This window comes from Nitratireductor sp. L15S-10 (genome assembly GCF_045011005.1).
Lineage (GTDB): Bacteria > Pseudomonadota > Alphaproteobacteria > Rhizobiales > Rhizobiaceae > Nitratireductor.
Map to the genome: position 1 here is coordinate 1,048,660 of NZ_CP120674.1, position 23,406 is coordinate 1,072,065.

Consider the following 23,406-nt stretch of genomic DNA (forward strand, 5'->3'; position numbering starts at 1 on the left):
AATGAAATACGTCCCTGCAAGCGACAGACTGAACCTCGTTCCCTTCATCAGTGTGCATCACATGATGGAACTGGTTCTGGAGATCGGGGTCGAGCGTTTTCTGGCCGAATTGACCGATTACATCGAAGAGGATTTCCGGCGCTGGGAGGATTTCGACAAGACACCGCGTGTGGCCTCCCACAGCCGTGAGGGTGTGATCGAGCTGATGCCGACGAGCGACGGCAAACATTACGGCTTCAAATATGTGAACGGTCATCCCAAGAACACGCGTGAGGGCCGGCAGACGGTGACCGCGTTCGGCGTTTATGCCGATGTGGGTAACGGCTATCCGTTGTTGATCACCGAGATGACCATCCTGACAGCGTTACGCACCGCGGCGACCTCTGCGCTGGCGGCGAAATACCTGGCGCCGGAAGGATCGCGCACCATGGCGCTGATCGGCAACGGCGCGCAGTCCGAGTTTCAGGCGATGGCGTTCAAGGCTGCACTCGGCATCGAGAAGCTTCGGCTCTACGACATCGACCGCGATGCAACGGAAAAGTGTTTGCGCAATCTGGAGGGACTCGGCTTCGAGATGGTGGCGTGCAGCGCGCCGGAAGAGGCGGTCGAAGGGGCCGACATCATAACGACGGCCACGGCCGACAAGCAGTACGCCACCATTCTGACCGACAACATGGTTGGCTCCGGCGTGCACATCAACGCCGTGGGCGGCGACTGCCCCGGCAAGACCGAGTTGCACCGGGACATTCTCACACGTTCCGATATTTTCGTGGAGTATCCGCCGCAGACACGGATCGAGGGCGAGATTCAGCAGCTTGCGGACGATCACCCGGTGGAAGAATTGTGGCAGGTGATTGCCGGAAAGGTGAAAGGGCGGCGCGATGCACGCCAGATCACGCTCTTCGATTCCGTCGGTTTCGCGACGGAGGACTTTTCCGCATTGCGTTATGTCTATGACCGGGTGCGCGAGACCAGTCACTTCATCGAGCTTGATCTTCTCGCCGATCCCGATGAGCCGCGGGACCTTTTCGGGATGCTTCTGCGTTTCCCCGGTTCGTCGCTTCTGGCTTCCAGGAAGGCCGGATGATCAGGGTGTTGAGACCTCTTCAACAGTCTGCGGCGGCAGATGCAGATAGTGCGCCACCTTGCGTTTTGCCTCAATGTCGCGCCACACAAGGCCTACCTGACGTTCGCTGAGACCCGTGGCACAGGCAACTTTCTTGGCCGGAATGTCGTGGTCGAGCCCGTAAAGGCACAGGTCCATTTCGCGGTAGGGCAGGGCGAAATAGAACTCTTCCTGAGACTGGGCGAGCGAATAGGTATCGGTTGTCGGCATGCGCCGGCGAATTTCCGCCGGGACGCCCAGATGTTTCGCGAGCTGGTAGACCTGTGACTTGTAGAGGTGGGCTATCGGTTTCACATCGGCGGCGCCATCGCCATTCTTCACGAAGAAACCCTGATCGTATTCCAGCCGGTTCGGGGTGCCGATCACCGCATAGTTCAGCCGATCTGCATGGAAATATTCGAGCTGTTTTCGGGTCCGCTGCTTCATGTTTGTGGCGGCGACGATGCCGAGATACACCTCGGGCGGGAGCCGGTGTTTTTCGACCGTGCCGTCGGGCCTGCGCACAACAAGATACGAAATGTTGTAGGCCTTGGTGGTGAGCGCATTGGCGATGGCGATCTTCATCGACCAGCCCGGCCCAAACTCCGGCACCACCTGGCGGACAAAGGCATCGCGCCGGTCATAACAGCCCATGGCTTCCAGGGTCGGGCCGATGTCTTCGATCATGCTTTCAAGTCCGAAAATACTGGCCACTTCCTGCCCCAGCCGAAGGCTTTCGGGATCCGAATCATACTCCGGCATGAACAGGCAAAAGACACGATCCGGCCCCAATGCCCGGGCGGCAAGGGCTGCGCAGACGCTGGAATCGATGCCGCCCGACAGGCCGAGCACTAAACCGCGTTTGCGCAGGCGTGTGCGGAGCTGGGTACGCAGTGCAGTAACTATGCGGTCTGTTTCGGCAATGACGTCAATTTTCAGAGTGTCTGTGGAGAAGCAGATGTTCATGTGGTTCTCATGGCCTCCATGGCGGCAAGGCGGCGGCTGATCTTTCCGTTCGCCATTTTCGGCAGTTCCGCCTGAAAGATGAATGATCTCGGCACCATCGGGTCCGGTAATCGTTGCTTGCAGAAGCGGGCGAGCATTTGCTCGGTCAGATCCGGTGAAGCGGGTACCACGAGAGCGTCTAGCCTGTTGCCGGCAATCGGGTCAGGCGTGGTGAAGGCGACGGCCTCGCGCACTCCGGGGCAGGCGGAAAGCACGGCATCCACCTGTCTTGGCGATACTTTTTCCCCACGGATCTTCACCACTTCGTCCTGGCGGCCAATGAAATAGAGGAACCCCTCCGGGTCGCGTTTAAAAAGATCGCCAGTGTAAAGAAACTTGCCTTTGCCGCCCGGTCCGGCACGCAGGGCGCGGGCGGTTGCCTTCGGGTCGTTCCAGTAGCCCTGCATGACGTGCGGGCCGCGGATGATGAGTTCACCCGTGGTGCTCGGGGCGGCTTCGTTTCCATTTTCGTCCACGACGAGGGCCTGTGTGCCCGGGAGCGGTTTCCCGACGGATGTGGGACGCCGGTCTAGCTGCTCCGGGTCGAGAAACGTTGCTCTCGCGCACTCCGTGAGCCCGTACATGGAGTAAAGACGAGCAGCGGGGAAGAGAGCGCGGAGTGCTTCGATATGGGCAGGCGGCAGATGCGCCGCAGCGCTGGTCATGTAGCGCAGTGACGGCAGACGCCCGGGATCCACTCCCTTGAGCGTGGCAAGCATAGCCGCCATGGTAGGCACCAGAGGAAAACCGGTGACACCCTCGACACACGCCTTTTCGAGGATTGCATGAGGAAAGGCGAAGCTTTTTTCCAGTATGAGCGTCGCGCCACTGCGTATTGCGACGAGGAGCTGATAGAGCCCGTAGGTGAAAGAAAGCGGCAGTGCCGAGAGCACCACATCGTGATCGCCGTTGCCCAGGTATTGGGCGATCATTGCTGATGCCGCCTCGACATTCCGGTGGCTCATCATGACGCCTTTCGGCATGCCGGATGAGCCGGAGGTGTAAATCAGAAAGGCGAGATCGCGGTCATTGTCCTGACCGGCGGGTAACGGCGCTTCCATCTTGAGGCAAGCCTCGAAGGCAATGGCGTCGTGCGGAGCCAAAGCGCCCGCCCGCGCTATGATGGAAAGGGGTTTGTGGCTCGCTGCCGCAGTCGCCTCATCACAGAGCTTGATGTGCCTGGCCTCGTATACCAGGGCTTTGGGCAGGCAGTTCCTTAAAACATGGGCGAGGCCCTCTGCCCTCACGCCAGGATTGACAGGAACGACAACTGCACCTGCCTTTAACCCGGCAAAGATGGCGATGGCCATTTCAGACAGATTGTCCATGAAAAGGACTATCCGGTCGCCGGGCTCCACTGCATGAAGGCTTAAGGCGCCTGCCATGCGCTCGGACAGGTGATCGAGGTCGGCGAAACTTAACCGCTCAGGCCCCGCTATAAGGGCCGTTGCAGAAGGGGCAATTGCTGCCCGGTTTCGTAGGAAAGCCTCGATGCGCATGGCAGTCTGCTCTTGGGTCATGTGAATGGATCCCGACCCTAGGTGCCTGCGGCTGCTTTCGCATTTCTCTTACCTGCGACGAATGCGGTTAAGCGAGCAATCGTGTCGAAGTTCTCGGGCACGATTTCCGGATCTGCGACTTCGACCAAAAAATGCTCTTCCAGAAAGGACACCATCTCCAGAATGCCGGTGGAATCGACAATGTCGCTCTCGATAAGAGATGCATCGTCGGCGGGTGCCTCGCTTTCATCGCCAAACAGAAAGTTATCAACGACGAATGCGCGGATGTCGGCATTGATTTGCTGGGGCATGGTGCTTCCTTTCACGGTCAGACACGAACCGCCAGGGTCTCGTCCGTTCTGCGAAATTGCCTGGCGAATTGCTGGGACCAAAGCTGCGTTGACAGGATGCCGACAAAAGCGGCGTTGTCGCGAAAACCGGTGAAATTACTTAGCCGGCTTTTTTTATACAATCTGGTCGATTTTTCAACGTCGAAGATGCCGGTTTCTTCCAGAGCTGTTCTTTGGAACGCGGTTTCCACGTAATCACGGGCGTTTGCGGTGAAGGCATCGGCTTCCGGCGCGCGGTAAGGCTGTTTAGGCCGCTCGGCGATCCGTTCGGGTATCGTGCTGCGCATTGCCTCTCGCAACAGGTGTTTCTCTCGAAGCCCCTTGAGCTTGGTGTTCGCGGGGACGCGGGCGGCCTGTTCCACCAGCCGATGGTCGAGAAAGGGAAATCGCGTTTCGATCCCATGCGCCATGGCCATGCGGTCGCCCTGGCTGGAAAGAATGTAGCCGGGCAACAGAAAACGCGTTTCGAGATACTGCGCCTGGTGCAGAGGGTGCCAGCCGCGAAAGGCATCGGGTAGCGTGGCTGCAAGCTCATCGGCTGCGCTGTAGTCGCCCAGCTCCTTCCTCAAAGCTTTTGAAAAGAAAAGCTTGGTGCCCGCCGTGCTCCGCAGGCGTGGGCGATGTGAATAGAGCGGATCGTCAAGGTGATCCGTGGTGATGCCGAAGTAAGCCGCCAGATAGTCTGGCGTCTGGCGTTTCAGGTTGGCGAGATAAGGGTAGATGCGGCGAAACAGATGCGGGCGCAGCTGCGAGCCAGGCTGCCGCGCACAAAAACGTCGAATTCGGGCTTCCCTGAAAATGTCGTAACCGGCGAAAACTTCGTCGGCACCCTCGCCGGAAAGGACCGCCTTGATCCCTTTTGATCGCACCAGCGATGAGAGCCGGTAGAGCGGTGCAGGACCGGTCCGCAGGATCGGCAGCTCGGCGTGCCGGATGACCTGCGGAAAGACGCTGGCGATCTCATCCGTGTCGCAGTCCACCGTGTGGTGAACGGTGCCGAGGGCGTCCACCATCTCGTTCTGGAAGCCGCTCTCATCAAACGCGGCGTTGGAGAATGTAACGCCGAAACTTGAGAGACCAGCCGGAGCCATGCGTTTGGCGAGTGCAGCGATGATGGATGAATCAAGCCCGCCTGAAAGATAAGTCCCAACCTGCACATCGGCACGGAGACGGATGCGTGTGGCATCTTCCAGAAGGGACCGTGTTTCCTCTTCCAGCTGGTCTTGGGGACGGGCGTGATCGATCTCGGAAAAATTCAGGTCCCAGTACCGCTGAACGTGGGCTGCGCCGTTCTCCACGATCATCCAGTGCGCGGGTGGCAGCTCGCAAATTCCCTCGAATGCCGTGCGTGGCGGAATGGGGGCCCAGAGCGTAAAAATCTGATCGAGTGCCAGGAGATCGAGTCGTGCTTCCACGCCGGGAACGGTCAGGAGCGCCTTGATCTCGGACGCGAAGTGAAACCGTCCGCGATGCCATGTGTGATATAGCGGCCTTACGCCCATGCGATCGCGAGCGAGGAACAGACGCGCGTGGTGTGCATCGTGGATTGCAAAAGCGAAATCGCCATTCAGCTTTCCCAGGCAGTCCGGTCCGAGTTCGCTGTAGAGGTGCAGAATTACCTCGGTATCGCTTTTCGTGCGAAAGCGGTGCCCGCGGCTTTCCAACTCCTGTCGCAGTTCTATGTAATTGAAAATTTCACCGTTGAAGGTGATGCGAAGTCGCCCGTCGGCGGTGGCCATGGGCTGCTGCCCGTCGGCCAGCCCGACGATCGCGAGACGGCGGTGGGCCAGGCCCACCTGTTCACCAACATGAATGCCTGCTTCATCGGGGCCGCGGTGGGCGATGGCACAGGACATGGCCTTGAGAAGTGCATCAGCCTCCTGAGGATGAAGACCTGCACCGTGATATCCTGCGATTCCACACATCGATTCTTTACCCCTGAGGGCCCGTCAGCCCGGTTTTCTGTTTTCCGAACTGCTTTAGTCGAAACGGTCTCCGAGGAGCCGGGACCAGGATTCTCCTGCAAAGCCGTTGAAAAATGCTTGTCCTGCAACAAACGGTTCCAGAAGCGCCTTGTCCTTCGCGTAAACAATGCTGGAGGAAGCATGAACAAACGCGAAGCGCCGGCCGAGCATGGCGTTTACGAGGGCAGGTTGGCCGCGGCCGCGCAGGGCGACCAGACCGCGCTGGGTGGCGTCGTCCAGCATCGTGTCGAGGACGGAGCCTTCGTGCCCCGGCACTGAAAGGATCTGGATGACGCGACCGATGCCGCCCCTGTTGCCGTAGTAGATAAAAAAGCCAACGGGTTTTCCTCCACGGGCGAGCACTTTGCGACGCACCATCGTGCCATAATTGGCTTTCCGCTGTGCTTCTATCACCATTCGTTCCAGCTCGCTTTCCGACCACTCAGGGCGCAGTGCGAAGGTGGAGGCGAATGTCCGGATCAGTGACATTGTTTCGGCAGTGTCGGCTTCTTCGCTGATGAGAGCCCTCTGCGCAAACTCTCCATCGGCCACATGCGTCCATTGCGGCGGCGCGCCTCTCCGGCGCAACAGGGCATCAAGCGGCCTGGCCAATGGTCTTGCAAGCGCGGCTGGAGCAAACGCGTCTGCCGCAATAGCGGCCATGAAGCCGGCCGGACGGAGGATGCGTAGCCATTCGAGGCTATACCCGGTCAGGATCGTTCCGCACAATTTGCGCCACATGGCGGTCGACACGTCGTTGGCGGTTTCGGTGAGAGAAAGATCCTGTGGGCCCGATTGAAAGGCTCTGAGGAGACGCGCACCGGCATAGGGGTCGCCTTCGTGTCCATCGACCATGAAACTGCCCCCGATGGCGCTTCTGAGTGTTTCCCCCCGATAGGTGAAGCGCATGGGCAGAACGCCCATGAAGCCGTTGACCTGACCATCCTCGCGCAAATGGACCAGGGAACGGATGTCGTTATCCCGGCGCGGGGGATCGAGGAACAGCTTTCGAAGATAGTCCCGCATGCCATGCGGGGCGGGGCTGCGCCGTTTGCGCAATATGCGCTGAAACATCTCCGCTACTGCAGAGATGTCGTCCTGTTCCAATGGGCGAATCTCACTCACGCAAAAAACACGACAATTCGCGCCTCGGTTGAACAGAATGCGATTGGCGTACAGTCTGTGACCTAAAGTTGTTTACGAAGTCTTTTGCGTCGAAAAGTTTTTGTGCAACGCGGTCCATCGAGCGTGTATCATTCCAAGCAAGGCAGCCAGAAGACTGCGAACGGGAACACGAAACAACATCGCCGGGCTTAATGAATCTTCGACATATAGAGGTTTTTCACGCCATCCGTCTGGCCGGATCCATCAACGCGGCAGCAGAGCGCCTCAACGTTTCGCAGCCGGCATTGAGCCGTACATTAAAACACGCGGAGTCTCTTCTCGGCTTTAAATTGTTCGACCGGGTAAAGCAGCGCCTCGTGCCGACCCGGGAGGCTGAACTGCTGTTTTCCGAGGCCGTGGATGTGCATGGTGCGCTGGAACGGTTTCGCACGCTCGCGCGCAATCTTGGACGCAATCCCGACGATGTACTGCGCGTGGGGTTTCTTCCCAGTCTCGGCGTGGGCCTTGCCCCAAGGGTCGTTTCGCATCTGCCCAAGCATTGGGAGGGGTTTAAGGTCGAGCTTTTCACACACCATTATGACGTTCTGGTCAGACGTCTCCGAGCGCTCGACCTCGACCTTGCTGTGGCCTTCAACATCATGGAGACACCGGGCATCAATTCCATACCGGTGGGAACGATGCGTCTCACCTATCTCGAGACTGACGATCCTGCGGTTCCGGCAACCGCAGCGCCTGTTTCCCTGGGGGAAATCGACATGCAGAGTTTTGTGGGGCTCGAGAAGGAATCGCCTGTGGGCACCTTTTTGAAATCCGCATTCGATGCGGAAGGCGTTCCCTATGAACCACGTATATCCGTGCACACTTATTCCGTCGCAGCCGCTTGTGTGAGCGAGGGCGTTGGCTGTGCCATCGTGGACGAATTCTCCGCCCGCTTTACGAGAGGCGTGCGCCTGCGGCCGCTCACGCCGGATCTGAAATTCACGATCACTGCGCTGACCTCGGAAAATCGCGCCGTTTCCAATGCCGAGGAAATGTTCATCAAGATCCTGAAACTGGCCTGTCAGGAACTTCACCGTGAAACCTGACAGTCAAGGCAGCTCAGGTTTCACCGCGCGCAACGAAGCGGCCACCGCGAGCGCCGGTCACCGCGCCATTGGCAAGCACCGCCACTCCGTTCACAAACACATGCTCTATACCGGCCGAAGCGCGGTCAGGCGTGTCGTAGTCTGCCAGATCGAGGACGGTATCGGCATCGAAAGCGACAAGATCGGCGTGAAAACCTTCCTGCAACCTACCGCGACGGGCAAAGCCGAAAATCTGGGCGGGCAGCGACGTCATCTTGCGGATCGCTTCTTCCAGCGGCAAAACGCCATCCTCGCGCACGTATCGGCCAAGCACGCGCGGGAAGGTGCCCCAGAGGCGCGGATGGGCCTGCGGGCCGGGAATGCCGTCAGAGCCGATCATGGTGCGTGGATGCTGCATGATGCGGTTGATGTCTTCAGGTGACATCTGGAAATAGATGCCGCGCGCGGGCGCGAGTCTGCGGGCCGCCTCTTCCTGATCGCAGCCCATGTTCTCCGCGACTTTGGAGAGCTCCATCCCGTTGCATTGGGGATGGGGGGCGGAATCGATGACCAGAATGCGCTCGGCATGACGGGTCAGCTCCGGCAGAAGCACGGTGGAGCTTGCTTCATAAGGATAGACGTCCATCGCAATGTCCTGATGAAGGAGCGCCTTGTCGATCATCGCCAGTGTTTTCAGGGAGCGTCCATAATTCTGGCGGCCGATGCACTTGTGGTGAGAGATGACGACCGGAACGCCGGCACGGCGACCAATCGCAATGGTTTCTCCGACGGCCTCCTCGACCCCGTCGCGCTCATCGCGCATATGCGTGACGTAGAGCGCACCGGGGAAGGCTGCCAGGGTTCGAGAGAGCGCTACCACTTCCTCGGTTGGCGCATGCCGTGCGACAGGATAGGCGAGGCCTGTGCTGAGCCCCAGAACGCCTGCTTCCAGCGCCTCTTCGAGCAACACCCGCATGATTGCGATCTGGCCTTCTGAGGCGGGCTCGCTGGGGTCTTTGAGCGTCATGGCCCGCAGGGTGCCATGGCCTGCAAGCGCGGCCACATTGACCGCGACATTGGCGGTGTCGACAGCGCTGCGATAGGCGGCGAACGAGCCGAAGCGATAGTCTTCCGCTGTGCCGAGAAGTCCGAGCGGTGGCACCAGCTCGGCAGGCTTTTCGTAAGGCGCAAGGCTGATGCCGCAATTGCCGACAATCACACTCGTCACGCCTTGCGTGATCTTGGGTTCCATCGCGCTATCGTTCAGAACGGCGAGATCGTCATGCGTGTGAACGTCGATGAAACCGGGTGCAAGGCTGAGACCGGCGAGGTCGATGGTTTCGGCGGAGCTCCAGCCGGAAACGTCACCGACCGCGGCGATGCGGCCATTGCAGAGCGCCACACCGCCGCGGGTCGGTTGCCCCCCCAGGCCATCGTACAGCAAGGCGTTTTTCAAAAGCGTGTCGCATCTGGATTGCGTCATCGGAAACTCCTTGCCGATTGTCGTTGCTCAGGCAGCAGAAAGGTCGGGCCGCCGGTTCGTAATTGAGATGCTTTTCTCGAGAGCCGCCCCCATAGCGAGCAACTGCTCCTCACCGAAGGCGCGTCCCATGAGCTGCACGGAAAGGGGCAGACCATTTGCTGTAAAACCTGCGGGAAGAGCGAGCCCGCAAGCACCCACGTAGTTCGCCGGCCGGCCATAGGCCGCAAGCGGCACCGCGGCCTCGTCCACCTCCGCTACCGGGATCGCGGGGAAGGGGAGCGACGGCGTGAGCAGAGCGTCGAAGGGCTTCATGAATTCGGCATAGACCGCTTTCATGCGCCGATGATCCGCGAGGGTCTCGATGTAATCATTGGCGCTGATGTCGGCACCGGCAAGCACACGCTGGCGGACATGCGGCCCGATGGGAACGTTTTCGTCATGGATGTACTCACGGTGAACCGCGTAGGATTCCGCCGCGATGATGCGCCCGTTACGTTCGGTCATGTCGTTGAAGGAAAAGGGCAGATCGGCGGGGACGAGCTTGACGCCGAGGCTGGCGAGCGCTTCCTTCGCGCGGTCGTATGCGGCCTGGCTTTCGGCATCGAGCGGGAGCGGAAAATCTTCCTCGCGCATGACGGCAACCTGCATGCCCTCAGCGCGCAGTGCCTGCCATGCGCCAGACGTCAGCGCCGGTGCCAGCCGTGTCGCGGGATCCTCGGGCTCGGCCCCGGAAAGCGCTTCGAACAGAAGAGCGGCATCGTCGACGGTGTGTGTCATCGGTCCGATGGAATCAAGTGTGGCCGAGAGCGGAAAACAGCCCTTCAGACTGATGCGGCCAAAGGTCGGTTTCAGGCCGACAAGGCCATTGAGAGCGGCGGGGATGCGCACGGATCCTCCCGTGTCGCTGCCAAGTGCCGCCGGCGCGAGGCCGGCAGCCACCGCCACCCCGGAACCGCTGGAGGAGCCGCCGGGAATGCGGTGTGTCTTCATGTCCCATGGGTTGCGTGGCGTTCCGCAGAGCGGATTGGTGCCCCAGCCGCCGAAGGCGAACTCCACCATGGCCGTGCGCCCGATTGGGATCATGCCGGCGGCGAGCAGCCTGCGCATGACAATCGCATCGCCGGTGGAGCGTCGGTCTTTCCAGGCCTTGCTGCCCACCGTGCACGTTTCATCCTGCCAGTCGACCAGGTCTTTCACGGCGATGGGCAGGCCGTGGAGAGGGCCGTAGACCACGCCGGACGCGCGCAGCCTGTCGAGCCCTTCCGCCATTGCCAACGCTTTCTCGGCGTCCACATGCACAAAGGCGCCGAGGGCCCTGTCATGCCGGGCTATGCGCTCCAGGAAATGCCGGGTGATCGCGGTGGAGGTGAGCGAGCCTTCGCTCAACGCTTTCGAGAGGTCCGCAAGGGACGCGAATGACGGATCCATGGTGTTCTTTTCTTGGAAAATGCGCCCGACCCCGAGGGAGACGTTTCGGAAGCCGGGCGCCAGGTAGCTAGAGCATCGGACCGAAAAGCAGAATCCGGTTTTCAGACATTCCGATGCTCCATCGTTTAGTCAGATCGTCTTTTGTGCGTTCGAATGGACGCTCGGCGATCTAGTCGCGTTGATCCCAACCAGGGATCGGGTAGATGGGCTCGGCAACGGCGACTTCTTTAGGCCACACAGTCACGAGCCCCTTGCCCGGCTGCAATTGCACCACCGGGAAAGGCATTTTCAGCTGCTTGCCGGTTTCGTCGATCGCATAGGGGCCGGCGAGAACCGTCAGATTGTCGCTGAGTTCCATGGCCGCCTTCTTGAGGTCGGCAGCGTCCAGGCTTTCCGCGTTCTCGATGATCTCTCCAGCGATGACGCCGGCGCCATAGGCGAGAACGGTCTGGAAGTCGGGCTCATAGGAGACGTCCGGAAAGAGCTTTTCGTATGCGGCGAGGAAACCCTCACGATCAAGCCCTGCATCCACTTCCCAGTTGATGGTGGGGTGGAAGTTGGTGTGGCTGTAGATGTACTGCGCATCGTCGCCGATCTCGATGAACTGCGGCGTCGAGGCATAGACCATGAACGAGAACGGGAAGTTTACGTTCATCTGGCGCATCTGTCGCACCATCGAGATGAGGTCGCCTTCGTAGCTGGTCGGGAAGAACACGTCTGCTCCAGCGGCACGTGCCTTCTGCAAAAGCAGGCTGAAATCCTTCGTGCCCTTCGGATAGTCTTCCTTCAGGACCACTTCCATGCCGAGCTTCTCGGCGATGGCTTCGGCACCGTCGGCGAGGCCGGCGGGGAAGGGCTCATCCACATTCACAATGGCAACCTTCTTGCCGCCCAGCGCTGCGGCGGCCTCAAGGCCGGCCGATGGCATGCGCGAGACCGGCATCTGGGTTGCCGAGACGATGTTCTTGAAGCCCTGGTTGTACAGTGCATCGGAGGCGGCGGACCAGATGACCATGAACTTGTCGAGACGCTCGGTCACGGTGGCGGCGGCTGCCGTCAGGGTGGAGCCGAATGGCGCCATCAGAAGATCGACATCCTCATTCGCAATCAGGTCTTCATAGACGCGGGCCACCATCTGCTTGTCGGAGCGATCGTCGCGCTTGACGAGTTCGATGAGGCGCTTCTCGCCATTCACTTCCAGGCCGCCATTGGCGTTGACTTCATCGACCCAGATTTCCACGCCGCGCACACCAGACTGCGAGGCGAGCGCGAAGTTTCCGGACGACGAAACCGTCATGCCGATCTTGATCTTTTCCTGCGCCTGGCCGGCCACCGGCAGCGCAAGGCTGGCAAGCAATGTGCCTGCCATGAAGGTACGTTTGGTCATGGTCCACATGGGCATTCCCCTTTTGTTGCTATTGGAAAGACGACGCCTCACACGTCGATCTTGTAGTTCATCCACTCGGCGACCATCTCCTTGAGCTGTCCGTCGGTGGCGAAATCCTCCCTGGTCCCCTCCGCCTTGTTGCGGCCAAGCTCCAGGATGTAGAGCTTGTCCGAAATGGTTGCGCATTGCCGCACGTTCTGATCCACCAGAATGATGGTTGCCCCCTGGTCTGCGAGATCGCGGGTTAGCGCGTAGATGTCCTTCGAGATCTTCGGCGCGATCATCGCGGTGGGCTCATCGAGCAGGATAACCTTGGGATCGGTGACCAGCGCACGCGCGATTTCCAGAAAGCGCTGCTGGCCGCCGCTCATGGAGCCGGCCAGGCTTGAGCGCTTTTCCTTCAGGACCGGGAACCGCTCGAAAATGCCATCGATGGCGCGGTCGATGCGGGCCTTGTCCTTGCGGAAGGGCCAGCAGCCGAGAAGCAGGTTGTCGTAGACCGACAGACCGGCAAAGGCGCTGCGGTTTTGCGGCACGAACGATACGCCCTCAAGCGCGCGCTGGAACGCCTTGAGACTGGTGATGTCGCGGCCGCCCATGCTGATCGTGCCGGATTTGGTGGACAGAAGACCGAAAATCGTCTTCAGCACGGTCGACTTGCCGGCCCCGTTCGGCCCGATAATGCCGGTGACCTCGCCAGGTTTGGCCCGCAGCGCCACGTCCTTGAGAACCGTGATGTCTCCGTTATAGGCGACGGAGATGCTCTCCATGCTCAGTTCAACGCCATGCATGGTCAGGCTCCCAGATAGGCTTCGATGACGTCCGGGTTCTTCTGGATCGCTTCGGCATCGCCCTCGGCGAGGACATGGCCTTCGTGCATGACCAGAATGTTGTCAGACAGTTCGTAGACGGATGTGAGATCGTGGCTGACGAGCAGCACCGAGCAGCCCACCTCCTGCGGCATTTCGCGAATGATGTTGATGAGCAGCAGCGCGAGGCTCGGATTGACGCCGGCGAAGGGTTCGTCGAGCAGCACGAGTTTCGGATTGGCCACCATGATGCGGGCGAGTTCCAGAAGCTTCTGCTGCCCACCGGAAAGCTCTTCCGCATAGTTGTGGCGCAGGCGGTAGAGCTCCACCTTCTTGAGCCAGTAGGCGCTGATCTTTGCGATCTCGGCGTTGCTCAGCCCCTTGTTGAGGAGTGCTACAGTGAGATTCTCCAGCAGCGACATCTGCGGGAAGATGCGTGGTACCTGGAAGGTGCGGCCCACGCCCTCGGAAAAGACCGCATGCGGGGCTTTGCCGATGAGGCTCACACCGTCTAGCGTGATCTTCCCGGATGTGGCGTCGTAAAGACCGTTGATGCAGTTGAGCATCGTTGTCTTGCCGGAGCCGTTCATGCCCAGAACGCCAAGAATTGAGCGGTCGGGGAGGGTCAGGCTGATACCGTCCAGCGCTGTGACGCCACCGAACTTCTTGACGAGGTTTTCGACTTTCAGCATGGCGTCACCGTGAGTTCTGCACGCCGAAGAGACCGGCGGGGCGAATGAGAATGACGGCGATCAGGAGAACGAAGCCGAGGAGCATTGCCACGGTTCCGCTGAAGAACACCATGGCGGTCTGTTCGGCCAGCCCGAACAGGATGCCGCCGGCGACGGCGCCGATCGGATGTCCGAGACCGCCCAGCACGATCACGATGAAGCCGATCAGGGTGTAGTCCTGGCCGATGAAGGGTGAGAAGGAGGGGAAGATCATCGACACGAGAATGCCGGTGATGCCCGCCAGCCCGAGGCCGAGACCGAAGGTCAGGGCCGAAAGGTGGTTCAGGTCCACGCCGACGATCTGGATCGCGTCGCGGTTCATGATGATGGCGCGTAGCGCCTTGCCGGGCAAGGTGCGGTAGAGGAAGAATGCCAGAGCACCAGTGACCACGACGGCAACTGCAAGGCCAAGCAGCTTGGTGGTCGGCAGGATGATGTTGCCGAACATCAGGAAGGGCGGGTCGAGCGTGAAGTTGAGCGAGCGTGCATCCGCCTCGAAGGCAAGCAGCATGAGCGCGCCCAGCACGAGCGACAGGCCGAACATGACCAGAAGCGAAGCGTGCTCGGGATCGTTGGAGCGCGCAAGACGCTTCACCAGCAGGAAGTAGAGTCCATAGCCCATCAAACCGAAGACGATGAAGATTAGCGGCAGGGCAAGCAGGGGTGAAAGGCCAAGCCAGGCCTGGGCAAAATAGGCGCCATAGGCCCCCAGCACGATGAATTCGCCATGAGCGAAGTTGACGACGCGCAGGACGCCGAAGATCACGTTGAGGCTGACGCCGATCAGCGCGTAGATCAGCCCGACGACGATGCCGTTGACCAGGCCTTGAAGCAGAAGTTCGTTCATCTTTGTTTCAATCCTGTGGGTCTTACGGAATGAAGCGCCGGAAGCGCGAGAAGCGCTGGGCGAACGCCCCGACAATGCCGCGCGGCAGGAGCAGCATCAGTGCGATGATGACCACGCCGAGAATGAGCAGGTTGAGGGTCGGGAAATGCCGCCAGATCAGCTGGTCGATGCCATAGAGCGCGGATGCTCCGATGATCGGCCCGACGAGGAAGCCGAGGCCCCCGGCCATCGCGTAAACGATGCTCTTGGCGGTCACGAGAAGGTTAAAGGAGGAATCGAGGTCGATGGCGTTGGTGTACCAGGCTTCCACGCCGCCCACGAGGGCCGGGAACATGGTGGCCATAATCCAGGCCTTCAACCGGGTTGCCACAACGTTGACGCCAACCACCTCGGCCGCCTCGCTGTCGTCACGGATGGCGCGAAGCGCCGTGCCGAGACGCGACATGGATAGCCATGTGCCCGCCGCGAGCGCACCCATCAACACAATGAACATGGCGTAGTAGGCTGCCACCGGATCGTTTGCCGCGGAGAGAATGAGACCAAGGCTGCCGCCTGTAATCTCGCTTGGCATAAGCGAGATCACGAGCTTCATTGCCATGGCGAGTGCGAGGCTGACGATGCCAAAATAGACGCCCTTGAGCCGCAGTGTGGGCGCCACCAGAAGGCCGATAACGATGCCTGCCAGTGCTGCACCCGCCAGCGCAACTGGAATGGGCAGGCCGAATGTCTTGTAGAGAACGCCGGTGGCGTAGGCGCCAACGCCATAGAACGCCACATAACCAAAAGGCATATATCCGGCCATGCCCGCGACGAAGTTGAACGACGTCGCCATGGTCAGCCACAGCATCATATAAAACAGGAATGACAGATTGCTCGCAAAGAGCGGAGCCGGCAAAAAGACGGCAACAATCATTGCCACCACGATGCCCCATATCAAGAATTTGATATGATTTGATTTTTCAGTACTTCCTTGGGACGCGGACAACGATACATCTGTACCCTCCCGCGCCTCCTGAGTTTGATCTGTCACTGTGGGACCTCAATAGGGAACGCTTTCCGCGACCCTATAGCGCAAGAAAAGCGCTGTCCTATCGCAATTTCAGACTCAATTATAACAAAATGACATAACTGATTTTGAGAGCGCAAGAATGCATCGTATCCGGGTGGTGGATACGATGCTATTGTCTGTCGCCCGGCGAGCGCCGGACCGGGGTTTTCCGAGAAAGCTCCGGCGCTTACGCCGACAGTGTCTCCCGGGGCACTTCCGCTAGTGCTTTGTCGAGCCCTGATTTGAAACGGGCGAGCAGGTCGTCGACTTCACCCTCTGAAATGATGAGGGGCGGGCAGAACGCCATCGCGTCGACCATGGCGCGGCTGATGAGGCCAGCCTCCTGAAGATGCGCATTGACCAACGCTCCAAGCGCGCCTGGTGCCTCGAGCGCCGTCTTGTTTGTCTTGTCGGTGACGAGCTCTACGGCCGCGATCAGGCCGACGCCGCGCACCTCTCCAACCAGCGGATGATCGGCAAGTTCAGCAAGCCCGTTCCGCAGCCGTTCGCCCATGCGGGCGGCATTGCCAACCAGATCGCGCTCCTCGATGATCTTGAGGTTTTCGAGCGCGACCGCTGCGACAACCGGATGGCCGCTTGCCGTGTAGCCATGGCCGAGCGTGCCGATGCGGTCGCTTTCCTCCATGATCGGCTCGAACACCCGGTCGTTGATCATCAGGGCAGAGGCCGGCAGATAGGACGACGAAAGCTGCTTGGACATGACCATGATGTCCGGTTTGATGTCGTAGGTGGTGGAGCCGAACATGGTGCCCGTACGGCCAAAACCGCAGATCACTTCGTCGGCGACCAGCAGGATGTCGTATTTGTTCAGAACGGCCTGCACCTTTTCCCAATAGGTCGCAGGCGGAACGATCACGCCGCCGGCGCCCTGTACCGGCTCGCCGAAGAAGGCGGCAATGGTTTCCGGGCCTTCCGCCAGGATCGTGTCTTCCAGTTCCCTGGCAAGGCGGGTTGCGAATTCTTCCTCGCTCTCGCCCGGCATTGCCTCACGCCAGTGGTGCGGCGCGGTCATGCGCAGCACGTTCGGCACGATCAGGTCGAACGATTTGTGGTTTGCAGGCAGGCTCGTCAGGCATGCGCCGGCGATGGTCACGCCATGATAGGCGCGGTTGCGCACGATGATCTTCTTCTTTTCAGGCTTTCCAAGAGCGTTGGAGCGGTACCAGATCAGCTTAAGCGCCGTGTCGATGGCTTCCGAGCCGGAATTGGTGAAGAACGCCTTGCTCATCGGCACCGGGGCCATGCCGATGAGCTTCTCGGAAAGCTCGATCACCGGGCCATGGGATTTGTGCGTGAAGGTGTGATAGTAGGGCAGCTTCTCCATCTGCTCCGTTGCGGCCTTCACAAGGCGCTTTTCATTAAAGCCTACGCCGACGCTCCAAAGGCCCGCCATGGCCTCGATATACTGCTTGCCATTGTTGTCGTAGACATGCACACCTTCGCCCCGATCGATGATCACCGGGCCGGCTTCAAGATGTTTTTTCGCATTCGTATATGGATGCAGGTGATAGGCGATATCGCGCGCTTCGGGTGAATTGGGCTTGTCGGTCATCGGCTTGTCCTGCGTTTGAATGCGGTTATTGTTGTTGGATGATCCCGTTTCCGGGTCTCTCCTCCTGTCCTCTAGCGGTAGCACTCATTTTTCGGTGAGGCAATTGTGCGTTCAATATTTTGAGCGACTTTGAAAATCATTGATCCCAGTTCCGATAAATCTCCGGTGTTTTGGCATTGTATAATGATTTCAAGGGCAATATCTTGAGCGATACCGCGTTCCGCGCAAAGCATGAGCGGGATGGCGCAAAACCGAACGGGCGAAGGACATATGGACGATTTCGACATCGGCTCGCGCCTCAGGGCCATGCGCACCGCGGGCAATCTTTCGCAGCGACAGCTTGCCGAACAGGCCGGTGTTCCTCATGCACAGATCTCCAACATCGAGAAGAACAAGATCAGTCCCTCCATATCGACGTTGCGCAAGGTGCTAGGCGGAATGGGCGTGAGCATGGCGGATTTTTTCGAGCCCGAGCGGGAGGAGAACCCCGGGCCCTTTTTCGGCAAGGACGATCTGATCGATCTCACGTCGCGGGTGGCGATCAATGCAAATGCGCCCGAAAGCGGACTTCTGGTTCTCAGACAGATCGGCGATGCGCGCATGCACAATCTTCAGATACTGCACGAGGTTTATGAACCGGGCGCTGATACTGGCGAGACAATGCTCCAGCATGCCTCGAGCGAGGGGGGATATGTGGTGGAAGGAGAGCTGGCGCTCAACGTCGGCGAGGACTTCCGCATCCTGAAAGCAGGGGAGGCCTATCTGTTCGACAGCCGCCAGCCCCATCGGTTTCGCAATCTGTCGGACAGACGCACCATAGTGGTTTCGGCCTGTACCCCGCCTTATCTTTGAAACGGCGCTTTGTTCAACAGGCTGGACCAACGCAACGCATTCATGGCCCTGTTCCTGCCGACAGCGGCTCTTAGACTTCTGTTGGCATAAACAAGCGAGGGTTTCCGATGACCGGGTTTCTGATTTCGCGACGCAATCTTTTCCTTGGCACAGGTGCGTTGATGACGGCAGCCCTGCCCATGGCGCGCGCATGGGCAGAGGATGCACCGCGCGGAGGAAGGCTGGTGGTGGCGGCCGATTCAGAGCCGCGCTCGCTGAACCCGGCGATTGTGGCCTCGAACGGCGTGTTTTTCATCGCCAGCAAGGTCGTCGAGCCGCTCGCGGAAGCAATGTTGGACGGCGAGGGTGGGCTGGCGCCGCGCCTGGCCACAAGCTGGGAAGGTTCCGAAGACGGGCTTTCCATCACCTTCAAGCTGCGCGAGGGCGTGACCTGGCACGATGGCGAGCCGTTCACCTCTGCGGATGTGGCCTTCTCCGCGATGGAGGTCTGGAAACCGCTGCAAAATCTCGGCCGCGTTGTGTTCGCCAATCTCGACACGGTGGAAACGCCCGATGCGCACACCGCCATTTTCCGCTTCTCCGCGCCCACGCCGATCCAGCTCATTCGCAATGCGCTGCCGGTGGTGACGAGCGTTTTGCCAAAGCATCTTTATGAGGGCACGGACATTGCCGCCAACCCGGCCAATAAGGCGCCGGTGGGAACGGGGCCGTTCAAATTCGCCGAGCACAGGCCGGGCGAATATTATCGCCTCACCCGCAATGACGTCTACTGGGGCGAGGGGCTGCCCAAGCTGGACGAGATCATCTTCCGTGTTCTGCCTGACCGGGCGGCAGCGGGTTCCGCGCTGGAGGCAGGCGAAATTCAGCTTGCCGCCTTCTCGCAGGTGCCGCTGGTGGATCTGGAACGCATCGCCAAGGTGCCTGGCCTGAAAGTGGTGACGGAAGGTTATGAGGCGCTGACCTATCAGCTTGTGGTGGAGATCAACCACCGCAACGAGATCCTCGCCGACCAGAGGGTGCGGCAAGCCCTGTCGCATGCCATCGATCGGGATTTCGTGGTCGACACCGTGTTTCTTGGCTATGCGCAGGCGGCCACCGGCCCGGTGCCGCAGAACGCGCCGCAATTCTACAATCCCGATGTGAAACCCTATTCCTTCGACATCGAGGGGGCAAACAGGCTGCTTGATGAGGCGGGGTATCCGCGTGGCGATGATGGCAAGCGCTTCTCGCTGCGCCTTCTGCCGGCACCCTTCTTCAGCGAAACGCGCCAGTTCGGCGACTATCTGCGGCAGGCGCTCGGCAAGGTGGGCATCGACGTGACGCTGGTGAACAACGACACGCCGGCGCATCTGAAGGCGGTCTACACGGATCATGATTTCGACATCGCCGTTGGCTCGCCCGTGTTCCGCGGCGATCCAGCCATCTCGACCACGATCCTCGTGCAGTCGGGCATTCCCGATGGCGTGCCGTTTTCCAATCAGGGTGGCTATGCCAATGCCGAGCTCGACACGATCATCGATCAGGCGGCCGAGACCATCGATACGGAAGCGCGCACCGCACTCTACAACGACTTCCAGCGCATCGTGGTGGAAGATCTGCCGTTGATAAACGTCGCCGAATGGGGCTTTACCACGGTTGCCAGTGATACCGTTCTGAACGTGGGCAACAATCCACGCTGGGCGGTTTCCAACTGGGCAGACACGGCTCTCTCCCGCTAACCAAGCAAGGAAAACGAACTGGCATGCACCGGGCCCTGACTATGACGCGGCGGCGTATCGTCAGCAGCATTCCGGTGCTGCTGATCGTCATTGTGGGCACGTTTCTACTTCTGGAAGCTGCACCGGGCGATGCGGTGGATGCCTATCTGCTGTCACTGGGCGGCGGCGATGCGGGCCTCGTGGCGGAGCTTCGCCAGAGCTATGGGCTCGACCAGTCGATCGTGAAACGGCTGACGCTTTATGTGGGTGCGCTGCTGCAGTTGGATCTCGGGTGGTCGGTAGCCTTCGACCGGCCGGTTCTCGACCTGATCGTGGAGCGTTTGCCCAACACGCTCTGGCTGATGGGGGCAGCGACGGCGCTCGCCTTCTCTCTCGGTTCGCTGCTCGGCATTGTTGCCGGCGCGCGGCCGGGTAGTCTGACCGACCGGACGCTTTCGATCGGCTCGCTGGCGCTTTATGCGGTTCCGAGCTTCTGGCTTGGCCTTGTACTGGTTCTGGTGTTCGCGGTCGATCTGCGCTGGTTTCCGACAGCCGGCATCGAAACCATCGCCTCCGGCAAGACGGGTCTGGCGCGCGTGGCCGATATTGCCTGGCATCTGGCGCTGCCGGTTTCCGCGCTAGGTTTCATTTACCTGGCTCTTTTCCTGCGCATGATGCGTGCGGGCATGGCGGAAGCCTGGCGGCGGGATTTTGTCCTTTCTGCGCGCGCCAAGGGGCTGGCGCGGCGGCGCATCGTGCTGCGTTACGTGGCGCGCAACGCGCTTCTGCCACTGGTCACCATGCTGGGCCTGCAGGCAGCGGCCATGCTGGGCGGCAGTGTGGTGGTGGAAAGCGTGTTCGCCATTCCGGGGTTTGGGCGGCTTGCGCATGAAGCGGTTTCAGGCCGCGATGCGCCGCTTCTGACCGGCATCATCATCGTCAGCGCGGTGCTCGTGATCGCCGTCAATCTTCTGGTGGACATCGCCTATGCGCTTCTCGACCCGCGCGTTGGCAGCGGGGAGGTGGCGCCGTGAAACGTGTTGCAGGACGTCTCATGCACTCGCCCGAAGGCGTGGCGGGGCTTTGTCTTATTGTGCTGCTTGCCGCCATGGCGTTTGCTGCTCCGCTGTTTTATCCGGGCGACCCGCTGGCAATTGTCGGGCGCGCGCTAACTGCGCCTTTCACCGATCCGGCGCTTCCGCTTGGCACGGACCGTCTGGGGCGCGATGTGGCTGCGGGCCTGATGCACGGCGCGCGGACGTCGCTTCTGGTCGGGCTTGCCACGGCGCTGATCGCACTTGCCGCCGGGACGCTTGTGGGTACGGTTGCCGGGCTTGCCGGCGGGCTGATGGACGAGGCGCTTATGCGCGTGGTCGATGCGTTTCAGATTGTGCCGGGCATTCTTCTTGCGCTCGCCTTTGTCAGCGTCACCGGGGCATCGCTTCCGGTGATCATTCTCGCCATTGCCCTTGGCGCGTGGACAGGGCCGGCGCGGCTGGTGCGGGCGGAGGTCCTGTCGATCCGCGAGCGCGACTATGTGGCCGCAGCGCGGGTGATCGGCATGCACCCGGCGGAAGTTGCTTTGCGCGAAGTGCTGCCCAATGCGCTGCCGCCGGTTTTGGCGCTCACGGCGGTGATCGTCGCCACAGCGGTTCTGGTGGAGGCGGCGCTGTCGTTTCTCGGGCTTGGCGATCCCAATGTGGTGACATGGGGCTCGATGATCGCCGAGGGGCGCAATGTGCTGCGCACCGCGCCGCATCTTTCCATGGTGCCGGGGCTGGGGCTCGTGGCTACCGTTCTTGGTGTCTATCTTCTGGGCGAGGGGCTGGCCGACGCGATGGCTGGCCGCAAGGCGCGCGGATGAGCGCGCCGCTGGCCGAAATCCGGGGTCTCTCGGTCTCCTACGAGCGTGACGATGCGCAAAGCTTCGCGCTTCAGGGTGTCGATCTCGACATTGCGCAAGGCCGCCGGCTGGCGGTGATCGGCGAAAGCGGATCGGGCAAGAGCACGCTGGCGCTGGCGCTTGCCGGTTTGCTCGCGCCGCAGGCGCGGATTGAGGGGAGCATTGGCTGGCCGGGCCTTGCGCATCCGCCCGTGGCGGGGCGTGACATCGGCATGGTGTTTCAGCATCCCGGTGGCAGCCTCAACCCAGTTCTGACCATTGGCGAACAGGTTGCGGAAGGCGCGGTGCGGCATCTGGGGCTTGGCTGGCGTGCAGCGAAGTCGCATGCGCTGGCGCTGCTTGAGCGGGTGCGCATTCCCGATCCGCAGGCCGCACTTCGCGCCTATCCGCACCAGTTTTCCGGTGGGCAGCGCCAGCGTATCGCCATCGCTGCCGCCATTGCGGCAAAGCCGGGGCTGCTGATCGCCGACGAGCCCACAAGCGCGCTCGACATGGTGGTGCAGGCCGAGATCGTGGCGCTGCTCGACGAACTGGTGCGCGAGGCGGGCATGACGCTGGTTTTCATCACGCACGACATTGCGCTTGCCTCCGCACTGGCCGACGACATTGCCGTGTTTCAGCGGGCGCGGCTGGTGGAGAAAGGCGCGGCGCACGCGGTTCTCGCTCAGCCGGCGCACGCGTATACGAAGCATCTTCTTGCCGCGCAGATCGATTTTTCGACGCCGCGCCTGATCGACGGGGTGGCCGATGCCTGAGCCGGTTCTCGTTGCGCAGAACCTCTGCAAGACCTTCATCAGCCGTGGGCGCAGGGTCACGGCGCTTGACGATGTGAGCCTGACGATCGCTCCCGGCGAAACGCTGGGGCTGGTGGGCGCGTCCGGCAGCGGCAAGTCAACGCTCGCGCGTGTGCTTCTCAGGCTTCTGCCGGCCGACGCGGGCACGGTGCGGCTTCTGGGCGAGGACTGGCTTAAGCTTCGCGGGCGGGCGCTGCGTGCGCGCCGCCGCTCGATCCAGATGGTGTTTCAGGATCCGCTTGCGGCCTTCAATCCGCGCGCGACCATCGGCGGTGTTCTGGCGGACCCGCTGCGCATCCATGGCCTTGCGGATCGTGCAGCGCGCCCGGCGCGGGTGGGCGCGCTTCTGGAGCGGGTCGGGCTTCCGGCAAGTTATGCTGTGCGCGGCGTTCACGAAGTGTCAGGCGGGGAACGCCAGCGTGTCGCCATCGCCCGCGCGCTGGCTGCGCGCCCCTCGCTGATCGTGTTCGATGAGCCAGTCTCCGCGCTTGACCAGTCGATACGCGGCCAGATCCTGAAACTCATTGCTGATTTGCAGAAAAGCGAAGGCCTCTCCTACGTCTTCATTGCGCATGATCTCGCGGTCGTGCGTCTTGTCTCCCATCAAGTAGCGATCATGGAGAGTGGGCGCATTGTCGAAACGGGACCAACGCCGCAGATCATCGCCAACCCGCGGTCGCAGACGGGAAGGGCACTCGTGGCGGCTGTGCCACACCTTCATCGCCGTAACGCTCCCTAGGCT

General features: G+C 60.8%; 21 protein-coding genes. 8 read left to right on the plus strand and 13 right to left on the minus strand.

Features of this window, described 5'->3' with window-relative positions; all coding sequences use genetic code 11:
- Window position 1: 1 nt before the first annotated feature.
- The gene (locus P2W41_RS05080) at window positions 2-1,087 is read left to right on the plus strand and encodes an ornithine cyclodeaminase (protein WP_292897293.1); all 1,086 of its coding nucleotides are present in this window, start codon (window positions 2-4) and stop codon (window positions 1,085-1,087) included.
- Here the strand turns inward: P2W41_RS05080 and nadE are convergent, their stop codons facing one another.
- The 5 genes from nadE to P2W41_RS05105 are packed head-to-tail and all read right to left on the minus strand — an operon-like array spanning window position 1,088 to window position 6,949.
- Window positions 1,088-2,071, minus strand: coding sequence for an NAD(+) synthase (nadE, locus tag P2W41_RS05085; protein ID WP_292897292.1), 984 nt, complete (start codon window positions 2,069-2,071; stop codon window positions 1,088-1,090).
- The gene (locus P2W41_RS05090; RefSeq protein ID WP_404934921.1) at window positions 2,068-3,609 is read right to left on the minus strand and encodes a class I adenylate-forming enzyme family protein; all 1,542 of its coding nucleotides are present in this window, start codon (window positions 3,607-3,609) and stop codon (window positions 2,068-2,070) included. The genes nadE and P2W41_RS05090 overlap by 4 nt, the downstream gene beginning before the upstream one ends.
- A 38-nt stretch (window positions 3,610-3,647) precedes the next feature.
- Window positions 3,648-3,920, minus strand: coding sequence for an acyl carrier protein (locus P2W41_RS05095; RefSeq protein WP_292897290.1), 273 nt, complete (start codon window positions 3,918-3,920; stop codon window positions 3,648-3,650).
- Window positions 3,921-3,937: 17 nt separating this feature from the next.
- The gene (gene asnB / locus P2W41_RS05100) at window positions 3,938-5,884 is read right to left on the minus strand and encodes an asparagine synthase (glutamine-hydrolyzing) (RefSeq protein ID WP_404934472.1); all 1,947 of its coding nucleotides are present in this window, start codon (window positions 5,882-5,884) and stop codon (window positions 3,938-3,940) included.
- A gap of 54 nt (window positions 5,885-5,938) precedes the next feature.
- The gene (locus tag P2W41_RS05105) at window positions 5,939-6,949 is read right to left on the minus strand and encodes a hypothetical protein (RefSeq protein WP_404934473.1); all 1,011 of its coding nucleotides are present in this window, start codon (window positions 6,947-6,949) and stop codon (window positions 5,939-5,941) included.
- Window positions 6,950-7,239: 290 nt separating this feature from the next.
- Between P2W41_RS05105 and P2W41_RS05110 the strand changes: the two genes are divergently transcribed.
- Window positions 7,240-8,133 (plus strand): LysR family transcriptional regulator, encoded by an 894-nt coding sequence (locus tag P2W41_RS05110; protein WP_292897285.1) that lies wholly within the window; start codon window positions 7,240-7,242, stop codon window positions 8,131-8,133.
- A 13-nt stretch (window positions 8,134-8,146) separates the two neighbouring features.
- Here P2W41_RS05110 and P2W41_RS05115 read toward each other — a convergent pair whose 3' ends face one another.
- From P2W41_RS05115 to P2W41_RS05150, 8 genes are all read right to left on the minus strand, one after another.
- Window positions 8,147-9,595, minus strand: a complete 1,449-nt coding sequence (locus P2W41_RS05115) for an amidohydrolase family protein (RefSeq protein WP_404934474.1) — start codon at window positions 9,593-9,595, stop codon at window positions 8,147-8,149.
- Window positions 9,596-9,622: 27 nt separating this feature from the next.
- A complete protein-coding gene (locus P2W41_RS05120; RefSeq protein WP_404934475.1) occupies window positions 9,623-11,023 on the minus strand; it encodes an amidase in 1,401 nt (466 codons plus the stop codon).
- Window positions 11,024-11,192: 169 nt separating this feature from the next.
- Window positions 11,193-12,410: an amino acid ABC transporter substrate-binding protein gene (locus P2W41_RS05125; RefSeq protein ID WP_292897279.1), complete on the minus strand. Its 1,218-nt coding sequence runs from the start codon at window positions 12,408-12,410 to the stop codon at window positions 11,193-11,195.
- Between the two features lie 47 nt (window positions 12,411-12,457).
- The gene (locus P2W41_RS05130) at window positions 12,458-13,201 is read right to left on the minus strand and encodes an ABC transporter ATP-binding protein (protein WP_292897277.1); all 744 of its coding nucleotides are present in this window, start codon (window positions 13,199-13,201) and stop codon (window positions 12,458-12,460) included.
- A 2-nt stretch (window positions 13,202-13,203) separates the two neighbouring features.
- On the minus strand, window positions 13,204-13,911 hold the full coding sequence (locus P2W41_RS05135; RefSeq protein WP_292897275.1) for an ABC transporter ATP-binding protein: 708 nt from the start codon (window positions 13,909-13,911) through the stop codon (window positions 13,204-13,206).
- 4 nt (window positions 13,912-13,915) lie between these two features.
- Window positions 13,916-14,797, minus strand: coding sequence for a branched-chain amino acid ABC transporter permease (locus P2W41_RS05140; RefSeq protein ID WP_292897273.1), 882 nt, complete (start codon window positions 14,795-14,797; stop codon window positions 13,916-13,918).
- A gap of 22 nt (window positions 14,798-14,819) precedes the next feature.
- Window positions 14,820-15,734 carry a branched-chain amino acid ABC transporter permease gene (locus P2W41_RS05145; RefSeq protein ID WP_404934476.1) on the minus strand — a complete coding sequence of 305 codons (915 nt, stop codon included), beginning with the start codon at window positions 15,732-15,734 and terminating at the stop codon, window positions 14,820-14,822.
- A 298-nt stretch (window positions 15,735-16,032) separates the two neighbouring features.
- Window positions 16,033-17,418: an aspartate aminotransferase family protein gene (locus P2W41_RS05150; RefSeq protein WP_404934477.1), complete on the minus strand. Its 1,386-nt coding sequence runs from the start codon at window positions 17,416-17,418 to the stop codon at window positions 16,033-16,035.
- Window positions 17,419-17,688: 270 nt separating this feature from the next.
- Here P2W41_RS05150 and P2W41_RS05155 point away from each other — a divergent pair, with 270 nt between their 5' ends.
- From P2W41_RS05155 to P2W41_RS05180, 6 genes are all read left to right on the plus strand, one after another.
- Window positions 17,689-18,270, plus strand: a complete 582-nt coding sequence (locus tag P2W41_RS05155) for a cupin domain-containing protein (RefSeq protein ID WP_292897269.1) — start codon at window positions 17,689-17,691, stop codon at window positions 18,268-18,270.
- Window positions 18,271-18,377: 107 nt separating this feature from the next.
- Window positions 18,378-19,988, plus strand: a complete 1,611-nt coding sequence (locus tag P2W41_RS05160; RefSeq protein WP_404934478.1) for an ABC transporter substrate-binding protein — start codon at window positions 18,378-18,380, stop codon at window positions 19,986-19,988.
- 23 nt (window positions 19,989-20,011) lie between these two features.
- The gene (locus P2W41_RS05165) at window positions 20,012-21,001 is read left to right on the plus strand and encodes an ABC transporter permease (RefSeq protein WP_404934479.1); all 990 of its coding nucleotides are present in this window, start codon (window positions 20,012-20,014) and stop codon (window positions 20,999-21,001) included.
- Window positions 20,998-21,831, plus strand: coding sequence for an ABC transporter permease (locus tag P2W41_RS05170; protein ID WP_404934480.1), 834 nt, complete (start codon window positions 20,998-21,000; stop codon window positions 21,829-21,831). Before P2W41_RS05165 ends, P2W41_RS05170 begins: the two co-directional genes overlap by 4 nt.
- Entirely contained in the window at window positions 21,828-22,625 is a 798-nt protein-coding gene (locus P2W41_RS05175) for an ATP-binding cassette domain-containing protein (RefSeq protein WP_404934481.1), read from the plus strand. The genes P2W41_RS05170 and P2W41_RS05175 overlap by 4 nt, the downstream gene beginning before the upstream one ends.
- Window positions 22,618-23,403 (plus strand): ABC transporter ATP-binding protein, encoded by a 786-nt coding sequence (locus P2W41_RS05180; protein WP_404934482.1) that lies wholly within the window; start codon window positions 22,618-22,620, stop codon window positions 23,401-23,403. Before P2W41_RS05175 ends, P2W41_RS05180 begins: the two co-directional genes overlap by 8 nt.
- Window positions 23,404-23,406 lie beyond the last annotated feature (3 nt).